This window comes from Pseudomonas sp. MWU12-3103b, from assembly GCF_023100615.1.
Classification (GTDB): Bacteria; Pseudomonadota; Gammaproteobacteria; order Pseudomonadales; family Pseudomonadaceae; genus Aquipseudomonas; species Aquipseudomonas putida_A.
Genome location: NZ_JALMEY010000001.1, coordinates 264,363 through 280,023 on the forward strand (window position 1 = coordinate 264,363; position 15,661 = coordinate 280,023).

Below are 15,661 nucleotides of genomic sequence, written 5' to 3' on the forward strand. Positions count from 1 at the left end.
ACCCATTAATCCAGCATCAACACCTTCGCCAGCACAATCTTCGGCCCTTTCATCTTCTTGATGATGATCCGCAGGCCTTCGACTTCCAGCACTTCTTCCTCTTCCGGCACTCGTTTCAGGGTCTCGTAGACCAGACCGGCGAGGGTTTCGGCTTCGATGTGATCCAGGTCGATTCCGAGCAGGCGTTCAACCTTGAACAGCGGCGTATCACCACGCACCAGCAGCTTGCCCGGCTGATACGCGAGGATCCCGCGCTCGGCCTTGCGGTGTTCGTCCTGGATGTCGCCGACCAGCACTTCCAGCACGTCTTCCATGGTCAGGTAGCCGATGATGTTGCCGTCGGCCTCTTCGACCACGGCGAAATGCGAGCCGCCCTTGCGGAACTGCTCCAGCAGCTGCGACAGCGGCATGTGCCGCGACACGCGCTCCAGTGGACGGGTCAGTTCAGCCAGGTTGAACGACTCCGGAATGTGGTCCAGCGCCGCCAGCTCCAGCAGCAGGTCCTTGATGTGCAGCAGGCCGACGAACTCCTGACGTTCGCTGTCGTACACCGGATACCGGCTGAACTTGTGGCGACGGAACATCGCGAGGATTTCTTTCAGCGGCGCGTTGAATTCCAGGGTGATCAGGTCTTCGCGGGAGTTGGCCCAGTCGACCACTTCCAGTTCGCCCATCTCCACCGCCGAGGCCAGCACGCGCATGCCTTGGTCGCTCGGGTCCTGACCACGGCTGGAGTGCAGGATCAATTTCAGTTCTTCGCGGCTGTAATGGTGTTCGTGGTGCGGGCCGGGTTCGCCCTGGCCGGCGATCCGCAGAATCGCGTTGGCGCTGGCATTGAGCAGGTAGATCGCCGGGTACATCGCCCAGTAGAACAGGTACAGCGGCACCGCCGTCCACAGCGACAGCAGCTCCGGTTTGCGGATCGCCCACGACTTGGGCGCCAGCTCACCGACCACGATGTGCAGGTAGGAAATGATGAAGAACGCGGTAAAGAACGAAATGCCTTTGACCACTTCCGGCGACTGCACGCCGACCGCGCTCAGCAGCGGTTCGAGAATGTGCGCGAATGCCGGCTCACCGACCCAGCCCAGGCCGAGGGAGGCGAGGGTGATACCGAGCTGACACGCCGAGAGGTACGCATCGAGCTGACTGTGTACGGTGCGCAGGATGTGCCCGCGCCAGCCGTTCTTGTCGGCGATGGCCTCGACCCGGGTCGAGCGCAGTTTGACCATGGCGAATTCCGCCGCAACGAAGAAGCCGTTGAGCAAAACCAGGATCAGAGCGAAAAGAATCATGCCGAAATCGGCGAAAATCGTAGCGAGGGACAAGCCAGGGGAAGGGTCCATGATGGAGTTTTGCAGGTTCCGTGTGATTCGTAAGAGAGAAGAAATCGCGCCTGAAAGGCAGACGCAAGTCAGCCAATGTAGCGGCTGACATGGCGATTGCCTAGTGGCGCGTGCTGGCCGGTATCACTCGGCGGCGCTGATGGCCCGTGCCTGGGCCACCTGGGCCGGGGCGAAATGGCAGGTGAACGTGCTGCCATGACCGGGCACGCTGCTGATCTCCATCCGCGCGCGGTGGCGCAGCAACACGTGTTTGACGATCGCCAGACCGAGCCCGGTGCCGCCAGTGTTGGAGTTGCGGCTGGAGTCGACGCGGTAGAAACGTTCGGTCAGGCGCGGCAGGTGCTTGCTGTCGATGCCGATCCCGGAATCCTGCACGCTCAGGTGCGCGCCTTGCTCGTCACCCCACCAGCGAATGCGGATGTTGCCTTCGGCCGGGGTGTATTTCACCGCGTTGAACACCAGGTTGGAGAAGGCACTGCGCAGCTCCGCCTCGCTGCCCTTGAGCAGGATGCGCGCATCGGCTTCGAGAGTGATTTTCTGGTTCTTCTGCCCGGACAACTGCTGGGCGTCGCTCTTGATCGACTGCAGCAGGGTATCGATCTGCACTGGCTGGTTGTCCGACGGGTAATCGGTGGCTTCCAGTTTCGCTAACAGCAGCAGGTCGTTGAGCAGCGTCTGCATGCGCCCGCCCTGTTGTTGCATCTGCTGCAGCGCGCGGCTCCAGCGCGGATTCACTTCCTCGACGTTGTCGAGCAGGGTTTCCAGATAGCCACAGATCACCGTCAGCGGCGTGCGCAGTTCGTGGGAGACGTTGGCAATGAAGTCTTTGCGCATCTGTTCCAACTGATGGATGCGCGTGACGTCTCGCACCAGCATCAGGTGTTCGTTGTTGCCGTAGCGCGTCAGGTACAGCTGAATGCGCACCCGATCATTGGTCGGCGAAGGGATTTCCAACGGTTCGGCGTAGCTTTCCTGCTCGAAGTATTCCTTGAAGCGCGGATGGCGTACCAGGTTGGTCACCGGTTGGCCGCTGTCCTGCGGGGTCTTGAGGCCGAGCAGGGTTTCGGCAGCGCGGTTCCACCATTCCAGGTTGCCGTCGCTGTCGAGCATGATCACCGCGTCTTTGAGCGCGGCGGTGGACTCCTGCACCCGGTCGATCACCGCTTGCAGGCGCCCGCGCACCCGTTGGTCGCGGCGTTGCAGGTGGTAGATGCTGTCGAACACCTCGCCCCACAGGCCATAGCCGTCGGGCGGTGCTTCATCGGGTTGGTGCAGGCGCAGCCATTCGTGCAGACGCAACAGTTGCTTGAGCGTCCAGGCCAGGTAAATGCCCAGGCCGGCAGCGAGGCTCCAGCCGTAATAGCCGGTGATCAGGCCGATCACCAGACACGCTGTGACCAGCAACAGCATGTGGCGAATCAGGGTGCCATGCCAGTTTTGATTCACGGAAAATACGGTCCTTGTCAGCGAGTCTGGCGGTCGGATCAGGCCTTGGTGGAAAACCGGTAGCCGGTGCCGCGCACGGTTTGTACCAGATTTTCGTAGGCGTCGCCGAGGGCCTTGCGCAGGCGGCGGATGTGCACGTCGACGGTGCGCTCTTCAACATAGACGTTGCCGCCCCAGACCTGATCCAGCAACTGCCCGCGCGTGTAGGCGCGTTCCTGGTGGGTCATGAAGAATTGCAGCAGACGGTATTCGGTCGGGCCCATCTCGGCCGGACGGCCGTCGATGGTTACGCGGTGGCTGATCGGGTCGAGCAGCAGGCCGCCGACTTCGATTGGCGCTTCGCCATCGGTCGGGCCGGCGCGGCGCAGCACAGCCTTGAGGCGTGCGACCAGTTCGCGTGGAGAAAACGGTTTGGTGATGTAGTCGTCGGCGCCGACTTCAAGACCCTGGATCTTGTTGTCCTCTTCGCCCTTGGCGGTGAGCATGATGATCGGGATGTCCCCGGTCAGCTCGTCGCGCTTGAGACGGCGGGCCAGTTCGATGCCGGAGGTGCCAGGCAGCATCCAGTCGAGCAGGATCAGGTCCGGTTTACGGTCAACAATGATGGCGTGTGCCTGCTGCGAGTTCTCCGCCTCGAGGCAGTCATAGCCGGCCATTTCCAACGCAACGGCGATCATTTCGCGAATGGGCGCTTCGTCGTCGACGATCAGAATGCTCCTGCCAACCATGCCTTAATCCTCTTGTCATTTAACTGTCTTGCGCCGCATTAGATAACGGAATTATTGCAGTCGTGTGACAGTATTTTAGTCGCCCAGCGGTTGGCGTGATCCTGGACTAAGCTCTAAGTCCGAATCCTGACAACCACAAAAGAAGGTTTCCATGACTCAAATGACTGCTTCTTTCAAAGCCCTGCTGATGGCTGCTGCCGTTGCATTACCTTCGATGGCGTTCGCCGCTGACCCAGCGATGGAGAAGGACGGCATGTTTACCGATCATAAGGGCATGACCCTGTACACGTTCGCCAAAGACTCGGCGGGCAAGTCCATGTGCAACGACAAATGCGCGGCGAACTGGCCACCACTAATGGCTACGGCCGGCGACAAGTCCATGGGCGACTGGACCGTGATCAAGCGTGACGATGGCAAGATGCAATGGGCCTACGAGGGCAAACCGCTGTACACCTTCGTCATGGACAAGAAGGCTGGTGACATGACCGGTGAAGGCAAGATGGACGGCGCCTGGCACGTCGCCAAGGCCAAGTAAACGCAACCCCCCTGTGGGAGCGGGCTTGCTCGCGAAGGCGTCGTGTCAGTTGACGAAGAGGCCAACAGGCAAGACGCCTTCGCGAGCAAGCCCGCTCCCACAGGTTTTGTGGATCAACGCAGCGCGTAATCCAGCACAATCCCGACGAAAATCGCCAACCCGGCCCAGTGGTTGTGCAAAAACGCCTTGAAGCAACGCATCCGGTCGCGATCACGGGTGTACCAGAACTCCCACGCATAGCATCCAGCGGCCACCAACAGGCCGAGATGGAACCAGATGCCCAGCTCGAACTTCGACCCGGCCAGCAACAGGCAGCCCAGCGACAGCGCCTGCAACGTCAGGATGATCACCCGATCCGCCTCGCCAAACAGAATCGCCGTGGATTTCACGCCGATCTTCAGGTCGTCGTCACGATCGGTCATCGCGTAATAGGTGTCGTAACCCACCGTCCACAGCAGATTGGCGATCCACAGCAGCCATGCCGCCGCCGGCAACTCACCGGTTTCAGCGGTGAACGCCATTGGCATGCCCCATGAGAACGCCGCGCCCAGTACCACTTGCGGGTAATAGGTGTAGCGCTTCATGAACGGGTAGGTGAACGCCAGTGCCAGACCGCCCAGCGACAGCCAGATGGTCGGCGCATTGGTGCACAGCACCAGCAGGAAACTCACACCCATCAGCAGTGCGAAGAACACCAGCGCCTCTTTCGAACTGATCTTGCCGCTGGCCAGCGGTCGTTGCGCGGTACGTTTGACGTGGCCGTCGACCTTGCGATCGGCCCAGTCGTTGATCACACAGCCACCGGCGCGGGTCAGCACCACGCCGAGGACAAAAATCACGATATTGGCCAGCGAAGGCGAACCCTTACCGGCAATCCATAGCGCCCACAGGGTCGGCCACAGCAGCAGGTAGATGCCGATCGGCTTGTCCATGCGCGTCAGCTGAATGAAATCCCAGGCGCGCGGGTTCAAGCGGTTCAGGGACTTGAGCAGGCTCTGGTACATCAGCAGTTCTCCGGATGGGCGCGGGCGGCGCTCCACAACGTCGGCAGGAAAATCTCCGCCACCAGCACGCTCAAGGCGCCACGGTCGAAGCGCGAGCGGCGGCCCCACAGCTCGGGGGCGCGGCAGGCTGGCGGCAGCCAGTCTTGCGGGTAATGACAGACCTCGATGGCGCGGCGCTGGAAGGCGTTGTCGCAAAACAGCAGTTCGCCCAGCGAGCGGCTGCCCAGTTCGTCCATGTGCAGGCCGTCGCCTTGCAGGGCGGCGCGTGACGCCACGCTACGGGCGAACACCCAGGCCTCGCCGTGACCGCGCAGATACACCTCGCGCACCCAGCCTTCGCTGCCTTCGGCCAGATCCAGCGCCGCGCATTCGTCGCTGCGCAAAGTGTCCCAGCCTTCGAACAACGGTGTGACGCTGAAGCCGTCATTCGACAGCCGCGTCAGGCGGCGGGTCAGCGAGCCTTCGTCGAACAACCAGTTCAGGATCAACGAATCGGGAAGGGGCGTCAGTCGGCTTTGAGTCAGCCAGAGCGGGGCCGGGGAGGCATTTGAATGTTGCACAATGAGTCATTATTGGCCGCAAATGAGGCGGCGAGCTTAACATGGCGTGCTGCGAATTTGATGGATCCGGGGCGCCGTTGCGCCGAACAGGCTTGCATCTGCCCGGCACCCTCAGTACAAAACGCCCTGAGCCGGATGGCAGCGCAACCACCATCGACCGTCCGCGCCGACAAAAGCCTGAATCCTGAGGAAGTACCTGAATGAAAAAGTGGCAATGCATCGTCTGCGGCCTGATCTACAACGAAGCTGACGGTTGGCCGGATGACGGCATCGCGCCGGGCACCCTGTGGCAGGACGTGCCGGAAGACTGGCTGTGCCCGGACTGCGGCGTCGGCAAGATGGACTTCGAAATGATCGAAATCAACTGAGAAAAACCAAGGAGTAAGGCATGAACGCACCTGTCGTAATCGTCGGCACCGGGCTTGCGGGCTACAACCTGGCCCGCGAGTTTCGCAAACTCGATGGCGAAACCCCGCTGCTGCTGATTACCGCCGATGACGGGCGCTCTTACTCCAAACCGATGCTCTCCACCGGTTTCGGCAAGAACAAGGATGCCGATGGCCTGAGCATGGCCGAACCCGGCGCCATGGCCGAGCAGTTGAAGGCCGAAGTGCGCACCCACACGCGCATCAGCGGCATCGACGCCGGCCACAAGCGCCTGTGGATCGGCGAAGAAGCGGTGTACTACCGCGACCTGATCCTCGCCTGGGGTGCGGAAACCGTGCGTGTGCCGATCGAAGGCGATGGCGCCGAACTGGTATTCCCGATCAACGATCTCGAAGATTACGCGCGCTTTCGTGCAGCCGCTGCGGGCAAGCGCCGCGTATTGCTGCTAGGCGCCGGGCTGATCGGCTGTGAATTCGCCAACGACCTGATCCTCGGCGGCTACGAGGTGCAACTGGTGGCGCCGTGCGAGCAGGTGATGCCGATGCTGCTGCACCCGGCCGCTGCAGCAGCCGTGCAGGCCGGGCTGGAAAGCCTGGGCGCGCGTTTCCACCTCGGCCCGGTGCTGACTCGCCTGCAGAAGGTCGCTGACGGTCTGGAAGCGCATCTGTCCAACGGTCAGGTGATTGCCTGCGATGTGGTGGTGTCGGCCATCGGCCTGCGTCCGCGCATCGATCTGGCCGCGGCGGCCGGGGTGCAGGTCAATCGCGGTGTCGTAGTCGACCGGTATCTGAAGACGTCCCACGCCAATATTTACGCCCTGGGCGACTGTGCCGAGGTCGATGGGCTGAATTTGTTGTACGTGATGCCCCTCATGAGCTGTGCGCGTGCGCTGGCACAAACCCTGGCGGGCAATCCGACGGCCGTGAGTTACGGCCCGATGCCGATCACGGTGAAAACTCCGGTGTGCCCGTTGGTCGTTTCGCCACCGCCACGGGGCAGCGAAGGCGTCTGGACCGTCGAAGGGCAGGGCGCCGACATCAAGGCCCTGTGCCACAGTGCCGATGGTCAGTTGCTCGGCTATGCACTGACCGGTGCGGCGGTGATGGAAAAACTTGCTCTGAACAAACAGCTTCCGCCCCTGCTGGCGTAAATACCGGTCGTTCTGTCGGAATCACCCCGCTTTTGCCCCTACAAAGGTCGCGGGGAGACTGGCGCCGCCGGTATCCGCGTGCCATTCTCACTCCCGTCTGCCGCAGAGTAGAGCCTGCGGCGCCTTGGGCGCTGTTCCAACGAGAACAGCACGGACATAACAACAAAAAACCGTCAAAGGGGCTTCACTAATGCGTAAACCAGAACTCGCCGCTGCAATCGCTGAAAAAGCGGATCTGACCAAAGAACAGGCCAACCGCGTTCTCAACGCCGTCCTCGAAGAAATCACCGGCGCTCTGCACCGCAAGGACAGCGTCACGCTGGTGGGCTTCGGCACCTTCCTGCAACGCCACCGCGGCGCCCGCACCGGCAAGAACCCGCAAACCGGTGAACCGGTGAAAATCAAGGCCAGCAACACCGTGGCGTTCAAGCCAGGCAAGTCGTTGAAAGATAGCGTCAATCCTTAAATTGCGGCGAACTCCCTGAATAACGGGGAGCAGCGCAATAAAAAATGGGCACACCGATTGCGGTCGGGTGCCCATTTTTTGTGCCTGCCAATCGGCTTATTGACGCCGGAAGCAGGCCTTGCCGTTGCCGAAATCCACGGCCAGACAGTTCGGTTCGATCGCCAGTTGCAGATCCTGAAACAGGCCGGACAAATCGCTGTTCGACGCCGGTTGGGTATCGCTCTTCAGCGTCACGGTGTGGTTTTCCACCTGCCAGGTGCCCTTGGCAATGCCATCTGCGCTGCCGTACGACACGCCCGCGTCAAACGTGCCGTCCTTGCGCAGCAGCAACTCGGCGCCCATCTCCATTGCACCGGTCAGATAGTAATGACCGTCCAGTGGCGGGGTGTCCGCTGACGCTTGAGTTGTTGGCAACCAAATAAGTGCTGCGAAAAATATGGCTTTCAATTCCATGAGGTAAAGCTCCTTGGCGGCTCCGGGCTCGGGAGCCGAATGAGATGCAGGCTTCGGACCGTGGCTCTACAGTCAGCCGGTCTGGTTGACATTGCCGGTCGAAAGAATTTACCAAGGCAAGCTGGCAACGTGGGAAATAAAACGATGTAAGAATTATCCCTGACATTTGTCAGAGTATTTTCGGCGTGGAAGTGTTGCGTAAGTGGTGGAAATGACTGTTGGATCGCACTTCGATAATTATTGAGTTGGCACTGAAGTACAGCATTCACGAGATGAATAAAGTTTCAGAAAAATGAATTGCCATCAAATTGATGGCACTTTTTTTGTTGTGCGTTGTCGCCGCTGAATTGTTTGTAATTCCAGCGGGTTCTCGGAAAAATCCTACTTCTATTTTTTTCGAGAGTTGTCATGCTGGCCCCCGTGTAATAGGACGGATGTTCGACGCGATTCGCGCAGGCTGGATCGGGCCGCTCTGGATCAAGGGTTCTGAGGGCGCAGGGCAAATGTTCACAATATAAATCGCCATCAGGGATTCCCCTGCCACATATAGGGCGATCTCCTACACGGCCCAATGAACACTTCGTCTTGTTGTTTAACCAGATGCTTGCTAGTGGCCATCATAGTGATTACGATGCGCCCACTTGAAAGAGCACATCTCAATTGGATGAGTCGCTTCACTGCTCTTCGATACTGTCCCGCGCCGCGGCAACTCCAATAGGCGCATGACTGTAATCCTAATTAAAGGCCATGGATGTCCTACTCAAGCAAACTTTCCGCCCATTACCTCGAACTCGCAAAAGTCTCTGTTTCCAAAGAGAATTTCGCGGGCGAAGACGTTCGTTTTTCGAGCGAATTCGAGGCGCTGGAAAGCGAGCTGGCCAAAGCCTCGTCGATGCACGAAAGCGGGCAGATCGACTGGCTGAAAATCCGTGAAAACAGCGAAAATCTGCTGCGTACCCAATCCAAGGATTTACGCGTCGGCGCCTGGCTGACCTGGTCGTTGTACCAGCGTGAATCCTTCCCCGGGCTGCTGGCCGGCCTCGGTCTGCTGCACCATCTGTCGGAAAACCACTGGGCCGACGTTCACCCGCTCAAACCGCGCACCCGTGCCGCCGCCATCGGCTGGCTGGTGCCGCGTCTGGAGCAGGTACTCACTGAAAACATCGCGATCAAGGAACAGCTGCCGATGTTTCGGCAGTTGTCCGAGCATCTGGCCGGGCTCGATGCCGCGTGCACCGAGCACCTGGGCGACGACGCTCCGCTGTTGCTGCCGCTCTCGCGTCGCCTGAAAACCATGATCCAGCGTGCCGCCGACAATCAGCCGGCCCCCGGTGTGGTGGGCGCAGCGGTGGCGCAGGTCAAGCAGGCCGCGAGCCAGTTAATGGCCCCCGGCGCGCCGATCGATAACGAAAAAGACGCTTACAAGGCCCTGCGCGCCCAGCAGGAAAGCGCGCGTCCGTTGTGTGCCTGGTGGCTCAAGCAGAAGGCCACTGACCTGCGCGCCTTGCGTCTGAACCGCACTTTGCTGTGGCTGCCGATCGACGCGGTGCCCGAGCGCAACGCCGAGCAGATCACCGTGCTGCGCGGCCTGCCGGTGGACAAACTCAAGCAGTATCAGGATCGCTTCGATCAGGGCAAATACGCCGACCTGCTGGTGGAACTGGAGGCGAGCCTGGCGAAGGCGCCGTTCTGGTTCGATGGCCAGAGGATGGTCTGGGAATGTCTCCAGAACCTCAACGCCGAGATGGCAATGCGCGAAGTGGAAATCCACTTCGCGCTTTTGGTTCAACGCCTGCCCGGCATCATCGAATGTCGTTTCCATGACGGCGCGCCGTTTGCCGATCCGTCCACCCGGGCGTGGATCGCCGGCAATGTCATGCCGCACCTGCAGAGCGCCAGTGCGCCGCGCAAGGTCGAAACCGACGACGTCGAAACCCAGCCCGCCTGGGAAAAAGCCCTTCAGGACGTGCTGCCGCTGCTGCGCAAAGAAGGCCTCAAGCCTGCCGTGCAAATCCTCAAGCAGGGGCTGCAGTCGGCCCACGGTGGCCGCGAGCGGTTCTTCTGGCAGTTCGCCCTCGCCCGGCTGTGCTTCATGGCCAAGAAGTACGAACTGGCCAAGAACCAGCTCGAAACCCTCGATCAGACATTACAGGACTCAGGCCTGCACGCCTGGGAGCCCGATCTTGCATTGGAAGTGCTGCACCTGCTGCACAGTTGCTGCGAGTTGTTGCCGCAGAACCATGCAGTGCGTGAACGCAAGGAAGAGATTTATCGCAGGCTGTGCCACCTCGATCTCGAAGTGGTACTCGAATAGGCCCCAGGGCCACAACCGCAAGGAGAAAAGCCATGGCCAAAGAAGGCTCGGTAGCCCCCAAGGAACGCATCAACGTCACCTTCAAACCCGCCACCGGCGGTGCTCAGGAAGAGATTGAACTGCCGCTGAAGCTGCTGGCAATCGGTGACTACACCCACCGCAAGGACGATCGCAAAATCGAAGATCGCAAGCCGATCAGCATCGACAAGATGACCTTCGACGAAGTATTGGCCAAGCAAGAGCTGGGTCTGACGCTGAGCGTGCCGAACCGTCTGCAGGAAGATGGCGAGGCCGACGAGCTGGCTGTGCAATTGCGCGTCAATTCGATGAAGGACTTCAACCCGGCCAGCCTGGTCGAGCAAGTGCCTGAGCTGAAAAAACTGATGGAACTGCGCGATGCGCTGGTGGCCCTCAAAGGCCCGCTGGGTAACGCACCTGCGTTCCGTAAAGCGATCGAAGGCGTGCTCGCCGACGACGAATCCCGCGGTCGCGTACTCGGTGAGCTAGGCCTGAACGCCGCAGCCCCGGACGCCTGAGACTCCAGCCAAGGAAGCCAACACAATGAGCACTAGCGCAGCACAAGAGAAGAGCGCCGAAAGCGGCGAATACAGCATTCTCGACAGCATCATCGCCGAAACCCGTCTGACCCCGGACGACGAAGCCTACGACATCGCCAAGCGTGGCGTGTCGGCGTTCATCGAAGAACTGCTCAAGCCGCAGAACAACGGTGAGCCGGTCAAGAAGGCCATGGTTGACCGCATGATCGCCGAGATCGATGCCAAGCTCAGCCGTCAGATGGACGAGATCCTGCACCACCCGGATTTCCAGGCACTGGAATCGTCGTGGCGTGGCCTGCAGTTGCTGGTGGACCGCACCAACTTCCGCGAAAACATCAAGATCGAAATCCTCAACGTCTCCAAAGAAGACCTGCTGGACGATTTCGAAGACTCGCCGGAAGTCATGCAGTCGGGCCTGTACAAGCACATCTACACCGCTGAATACGGCCAGTTCGGTGGTCAGCCAGTGGGCGCGATCATCGCCAACTACTTCATGTCTCCAAGTTCGCCGGACGTGAAACTGATGCAGTACGTGGCCAGCGTTTCGTGCATGTCTCACGCGCCGTTCATCGCTGCGGCCGGCCCGAAATTCTTCGGTCTGGAAAGCTTCACCGGCCTGCCGGATCTGAAAGATCTGAAAGACCACTTCGAAGGCCCGCAATTCGCCAAATGGCAGAGCTTCCGTACTTCGGAAGACTCCCGCTACGTTGGCCTGACCGTGCCGCGTTTCCTGCTGCGTAACCCGTACGACCCGGAAGAAAACCCGGTGAAATCGTTCGTGTACAAGGAAACCGTTGCCAACAGCCACGAGCACTACCTGTGGGGCAACACCGCTTTCGCGTTCGGCACCAAGCTGACCGACAGCTTCGCCAAATTCCGCTGGTGCCCGAACATCATCGGCCCACAGAGCGGTGGCGCGGTTGAAGACCTGCCGCTGCACCACTTCGAAAGCATGGGCGAAATCGAAACCAAGATCCCGACCGAGGTTCTGGTCTCCGACCGTCGTGAATACGAACTGGCCGAAGAAGGCTTCATCTCCCTGACCATGCGCAAAGGTTCCGACAACGCGGCGTTCTTCTCCGCGAGTTCGGTGCAGAAGCCGAAGTTCTTCGGCATCAGCGCAGAAGGCAAGGCTGCAGAGCTGAACTACAAACTCGGCACCCAACTGCCGTACATGATGATCGTCAACCGCCTGGCTCACTACTTGAAAGTGCTGCAGCGCGAGCAACTCGGTTCGTGGAAAGAGCGTACCGACCTCGAGCTGGAACTGAACAAGTGGATCCGCCAGTACGTCGCCGACCAGGAAAACCCGAGCGCCGAAGTGCGTGGCCGTCGTCCGCTGCGCGCTGCGCAAGTGATCGTCAGCGACGTTGAAGGCGAGCCGGGCTGGTACCGCGTGAGCTTGAACGTGCGTCCGCACTTCAAGTACATGGGTGCCGATTTCACCCTGTCGCTGGTTGGCAAGCTGGACAAAGAGTAAGAGCGACTCATGGACGGATACGGCAGCCTGTTCGAGCGCCTCAACGGCGACGCGCAACTACGCAAGGGCAACAGCCTCGAGGCTTGTGCCATGGCGTCAGTGGCTGCCCATCTGGCCAAAATGCTCAGCACCCGGGCCGGCAGCGTGCAAACGCTGGCCGACTACGGGTTGCCCGATCTCAATGACATGCGTCTGAGCCTGCACGACTCCCTGAGTCAGGCCCGTCTGGCCATCGAAAACTTCATCGAAGCCTACGAGCCGCGCCTGAGCAACGTGCGTGTCATTTCCCTGCCGCGTGACCACGACCAGCTACGGCTGGCCTTCAGCATCGAAGGCCTGCTGGAAGTCGAGGGTTTCAAGCGTCAGGTCAGTTTTTCCGCGCGCCTGGATGGCAGCGGTCAAGTGAAGGTCACCTAAGGAGATCCCCGATGTCTGGCAAACCCGCAGCACGCGTATCCGACCCCACCGCTTGCCCACTCCCAGGCCACGGCACCAACCCGATCGCCGCCGGTTCCGGCGACGTGTTCTTCGACGGCCTCGCGGCCGCCCGCCAAGGCGATGCCTCGGCGTGTGGTGGTGCGTTGGTTGGCGATCTGGCGACCACGGTTTTGATCAACGGTAAACCGGCTGCGACCGTGGGTTCGGTTGGTGCTCACGGCAACAAGGTCACCGCCGGTTCCGGGACGGTGATTATCGGTAATTCGCACTCGCCGGCGCCGTTTGTGCCGCCAGTTCCAATGCCTGGCTACTTCAATGATTTTTTTGTTTTGCGGGATGAAGAGGGTAATCCAGTAGCAAATTATGGCTACCGATTGGAGACCGAGTCAGGTGAAGTTTATGAGGGTGTGACAGACGCGAACGGGCATACCAAAGCCGTTAGTACTGGCAAAGCTTCCCAAGTACTGAAAGTTTCTCTGCTTACTCCTGCAGGAGTCGCAAATGTCTAACGCGACGCCTTTGGCGCAGGCTCCTTCCACGCCTTCTACCAATCTTGAAGGGCAGGTAGCGACCGTAAAGCTAGCAAAGTTATCAACTTATGAGTTCAATATAAGATCGTTTCATCCGGGTAAAACATTTGGGTGGAGCGGCTTTAACTTTGAAGGCGATGCGCGTGGTTTTTCGTTAAAGCCGAGCGGCCTCTCTGGTGTTCAAGGTACGCTAATAACTTCACGGGTATGGCATAAGTTCTTTGTTAAGCTTCTATCAAATGAAGTCACAGATACCCAGACGGAGTCGAACGATTCCGGGAAGGCTGGCGCGGAGCACACCCACTACGATGCAGAACTAAAGCCGAAAGGTGGAAGTTGGCCATCAATCAAAACGGAAAAAGGCGCAGTCACTACTGTTTGGGTAGAGGGCGGATATGCTGGTGAGAATCACGCGTTTCCAATGTCTGCGATGACAAAAAAACTCACGGGCCTTACGTTTGTACCAAGTCTGGATGTCAGTTACAAAATAATAATGACACTAGATCGAGTTGCAAAACATCTGGATGTTGTTACTTATATTTCCGGTGATGGCTTTCCAAACTGCGAGGCATTTATTTCTGATCCGACTGGGAAGTCGATTTTTCTTGGAGTGCACGTACGAAAAGGGGCCGCTGCCGTTTCTTTATTTGGTGATAAAAAATATCCAATGATCTCTTCGGCTATTCGTATTGAAGTGGATGATGAAGGGAATTTTAAGGATCAGCTGGGAAACGAGATGAGAAGAAGGAAACTCAAAAAGGAGCAGCTTGAAATGCGCCCGATTACAGAGTGGAACGATTTCTTTATCAATCTTAGCCCCAATGATGGCCGCTGGATGGGCATTTGGGAGGAACCTATGCCGGATTCTAATACAGAGTCGACGTTGAAATGACATATGCAAGTTATTTCAAAGTGGCTGTTTGGATGCCCGCAATTTTGTTGCCGATTCTGTTGGCAGTGGACGCATTCTATTTTTCCAGACCACTAAGCGGTGGAGTAGAGCAATTTGTTCTCGTTTACGTTCTTGGTTTCGGATTGGCGGCGTACATTTTATTTGCGGCATTTTCGTCTCATGTGATTTCTACAAAAACTGAGACTGAAATAATAAGGCTTGCTTGGTGGGCGCCGTTAATTTTTATCCCGTTTTATGGTGCGCCTTGGGTTTTGTATGGTGTCGGGTGTTTGTTAGCTGGCAGGTCTGCTGGTTTTGGAATGATATTTATGTGGCTGGCCTATATACCCTATTTTTTGTTTTTTGGTGTGCTGGCGTCCATTGTTGCCATTTTTCTTTTCAAGTTAATGAGTAAGTTTTCTCTGTTCTCTGGCAGGGGAAGATGATTGTGGAGGGTTTCTCTATGAAAAAAGGGGCTGTCCCTGATATTAATAAGCACAGGAAGGCAGCTTCCTGTGTGGCTGTATTATTTGTGGTGTTTTCTGTTTCATTGTTTTTTGTTGTATCTGCCATGCGGAATTATCCTGCTAGTTCGACGGTAATCAGCCCATCCGGCCGATACGTTATGGAAAACGTGCGGGTTGGGAAAATTCTTACCCTCGGTGGAATGGCCTATCTGAGAGTTATTGACAGGCAAAATCCGCAAGAAGTTTATCGTACCCCATTGTATGACACTCAGTCGTTGGACATGAGGACGTCAGAGAATGAGTCAACTGTCGGTATTGCATGGATATATTTTAATAAGAGTAAGAGAACGTTCGAGATAGCGATGCCTCAATGGGAAAGCCATTGGTTGAATATGTTCATCAGTAATACACCCTACGAGATTCTGGAAAATTGATAGCAGTATGAACAGCTACGTTCGTCTCACCCTATGCTTATTAATCCACGCCGTCGGATGCGTGGCTTATGCATTTTTGAATGACGCGGTTGTGCATGCTTACAGGCTTTTTAACGGCGGATTTACCTCCCATGGTGTCGCCATCGGCATTGCGAGTTACGCACTGTTTTACATTTTTCTGGGCGTCAACCTGATCGTTGCGCTGATTCCAGGTCTGGTCGCCAAGCTGGCCATCCTTTTTCTGATGGTGGGCTTCATCCTGCTCTGGATGCTACCCGACAACCCGTTAAGAGCCCTGTTTTACGGCGTAGCTCAAGGCTGCGTCACGTTGCTGGCGATCCTCACCACTCAAGTCATCGAGTTGCGTTGGGCTTTGCGAAACATCGCAGGTCGCATTCAGCCAAGTCAGCCTGCAGGTGCAATCCAATGACCAGATCGGACATCGAGCGTAATCCGCAGGACAGTTATTCCATG

The 15,661-nt window shown here is 58.2% G+C and carries 19 protein-coding genes; 13 read left to right on the top strand and 6 right to left on the bottom strand.

The genetic code is table 11. The features are described from left to right. Nucleotides 1-5: 5 nt before the first annotated feature. The 3 genes from M0808_RS01195 to phoB form a co-directional block, all read right to left on the bottom strand. Nucleotides 6-1,346, bottom strand: coding sequence for a hemolysin family protein (locus M0808_RS01195; RefSeq protein ID WP_003229612.1), 1,341 nt, complete (start codon nucleotides 1,344-1,346; stop codon nucleotides 6-8). Between the two features lie 123 nt (nucleotides 1,347-1,469). Next, nucleotides 1,470-2,756: a phosphate regulon sensor histidine kinase PhoR gene (gene phoR / locus M0808_RS01200; protein WP_247839951.1), complete on the bottom strand. Its 1,287-nt coding sequence runs from the start codon at nucleotides 2,754-2,756 to the stop codon at nucleotides 1,470-1,472. A 74-nt stretch (nucleotides 2,757-2,830) separates the two neighbouring features. Continuing rightward, nucleotides 2,831-3,520 (bottom strand): phosphate regulon transcriptional regulator PhoB, encoded by a 690-nt coding sequence (gene phoB / locus M0808_RS01205; protein WP_003229608.1) that lies wholly within the window; start codon nucleotides 3,518-3,520, stop codon nucleotides 2,831-2,833. Between the two features lie 151 nt (nucleotides 3,521-3,671). Here phoB and M0808_RS01210 point away from each other — a divergent pair, with 151 nt between their 5' ends. Then, nucleotides 3,672-4,055 carry a hypothetical protein gene (locus M0808_RS01210; protein ID WP_247839593.1) on the top strand — a complete coding sequence of 128 codons (384 nt, stop codon included), beginning with the start codon at nucleotides 3,672-3,674 and terminating at the stop codon, nucleotides 4,053-4,055. A 113-nt stretch (nucleotides 4,056-4,168) separates the two neighbouring features. Here the strand turns inward: M0808_RS01210 and ubiA are convergent, their stop codons facing one another. Beyond that, nucleotides 4,169-5,059, bottom strand: coding sequence for a 4-hydroxybenzoate octaprenyltransferase (gene ubiA / locus M0808_RS01215; RefSeq protein ID WP_247839595.1), 891 nt, complete (start codon nucleotides 5,057-5,059; stop codon nucleotides 4,169-4,171). After that, nucleotides 5,059-5,619 carry a chorismate lyase gene (locus tag M0808_RS01220; RefSeq protein ID WP_247839597.1) on the bottom strand — a complete coding sequence of 187 codons (561 nt, stop codon included), beginning with the start codon at nucleotides 5,617-5,619 and terminating at the stop codon, nucleotides 5,059-5,061. Before M0808_RS01220 ends, ubiA begins: the two co-directional genes overlap by 1 nt. A gap of 200 nt (nucleotides 5,620-5,819) precedes the next feature. Here M0808_RS01220 and M0808_RS01225 point away from each other — a divergent pair, with 200 nt between their 5' ends. The 3 genes from M0808_RS01225 (at nucleotide 5,820) to M0808_RS01235 (ending at nucleotide 7,622) form a co-directional block, all read left to right on the top strand. Next, a complete protein-coding gene (locus tag M0808_RS01225; RefSeq protein ID WP_003437744.1) occupies nucleotides 5,820-5,987 on the top strand; it encodes a rubredoxin in 168 nt (55 codons plus the stop codon). A gap of 20 nt (nucleotides 5,988-6,007) precedes the next feature. Beyond that, complete coding sequence (locus M0808_RS01230) at nucleotides 6,008-7,156, top strand: FAD-dependent oxidoreductase (RefSeq protein WP_247839599.1); 1,149 nt, start codon at nucleotides 6,008-6,010, stop codon at nucleotides 7,154-7,156. Nucleotides 7,157-7,346: 190 nt separating this feature from the next. Next, the gene (locus M0808_RS01235) at nucleotides 7,347-7,622 is read left to right on the top strand and encodes an HU family DNA-binding protein (RefSeq protein WP_003213368.1); all 276 of its coding nucleotides are present in this window, start codon (nucleotides 7,347-7,349) and stop codon (nucleotides 7,620-7,622) included. A gap of 96 nt (nucleotides 7,623-7,718) precedes the next feature. Here the strand turns inward: M0808_RS01235 and M0808_RS01240 are convergent, their stop codons facing one another. Beyond that, nucleotides 7,719-8,075 (bottom strand): hypothetical protein, encoded by a 357-nt coding sequence (locus tag M0808_RS01240; RefSeq protein WP_210556293.1) that lies wholly within the window; start codon nucleotides 8,073-8,075, stop codon nucleotides 7,719-7,721. A 751-nt stretch (nucleotides 8,076-8,826) separates the two neighbouring features. Here M0808_RS01240 and tssA point away from each other — a divergent pair. Genes tssA through M0808_RS01285 form a run of 9 tightly spaced genes read left to right on the top strand, consistent with a single transcriptional unit; the run spans nucleotide 8,827 to nucleotide 15,617 of the window. Next, a complete protein-coding gene (gene tssA / locus M0808_RS01245; protein ID WP_135296854.1) occupies nucleotides 8,827-10,389 on the top strand; it encodes a type VI secretion system protein TssA in 1,563 nt (520 codons plus the stop codon). A 32-nt stretch (nucleotides 10,390-10,421) separates the two neighbouring features. Continuing rightward, nucleotides 10,422-10,925 carry a type VI secretion system contractile sheath small subunit gene (gene tssB, locus M0808_RS01250; protein ID WP_003229587.1) on the top strand — a complete coding sequence of 168 codons (504 nt, stop codon included), beginning with the start codon at nucleotides 10,422-10,424 and terminating at the stop codon, nucleotides 10,923-10,925. Between the two features lie 25 nt (nucleotides 10,926-10,950). Next, nucleotides 10,951-12,426, top strand: coding sequence for a type VI secretion system contractile sheath large subunit (gene tssC / locus M0808_RS01255; RefSeq protein ID WP_003229584.1), 1,476 nt, complete (start codon nucleotides 10,951-10,953; stop codon nucleotides 12,424-12,426). 9 nt (nucleotides 12,427-12,435) lie between these two features. Beyond that, entirely contained in the window at nucleotides 12,436-12,843 is a 408-nt protein-coding gene (gene tssE / locus M0808_RS01260; protein ID WP_007920274.1) for a type VI secretion system baseplate subunit TssE, read from the top strand. Between the two features lie 11 nt (nucleotides 12,844-12,854). Beyond that, nucleotides 12,855-13,373 (top strand): PAAR domain-containing protein, encoded by a 519-nt coding sequence (locus M0808_RS01265; RefSeq protein WP_247839601.1) that lies wholly within the window; start codon nucleotides 12,855-12,857, stop codon nucleotides 13,371-13,373. Continuing rightward, nucleotides 13,366-14,286 (top strand): hypothetical protein, encoded by a 921-nt coding sequence (locus M0808_RS01270; protein WP_247839603.1) that lies wholly within the window; start codon nucleotides 13,366-13,368, stop codon nucleotides 14,284-14,286. Before M0808_RS01265 ends, M0808_RS01270 begins: the two co-directional genes overlap by 8 nt. Continuing rightward, the gene (locus M0808_RS01275; RefSeq protein ID WP_247839605.1) at nucleotides 14,283-14,732 is read left to right on the top strand and encodes a hypothetical protein; all 450 of its coding nucleotides are present in this window, start codon (nucleotides 14,283-14,285) and stop codon (nucleotides 14,730-14,732) included. The genes M0808_RS01270 and M0808_RS01275 overlap by 4 nt, the downstream gene beginning before the upstream one ends. A gap of 17 nt (nucleotides 14,733-14,749) precedes the next feature. Further along, entirely contained in the window at nucleotides 14,750-15,187 is a 438-nt protein-coding gene (locus M0808_RS01280; RefSeq protein ID WP_247839607.1) for a hypothetical protein, read from the top strand. A gap of 7 nt (nucleotides 15,188-15,194) precedes the next feature. Next, nucleotides 15,195-15,617: a hypothetical protein gene (locus M0808_RS01285; RefSeq protein ID WP_247839609.1), complete on the top strand. Its 423-nt coding sequence runs from the start codon at nucleotides 15,195-15,197 to the stop codon at nucleotides 15,615-15,617. Nucleotides 15,618-15,661 lie beyond the last annotated feature (44 nt).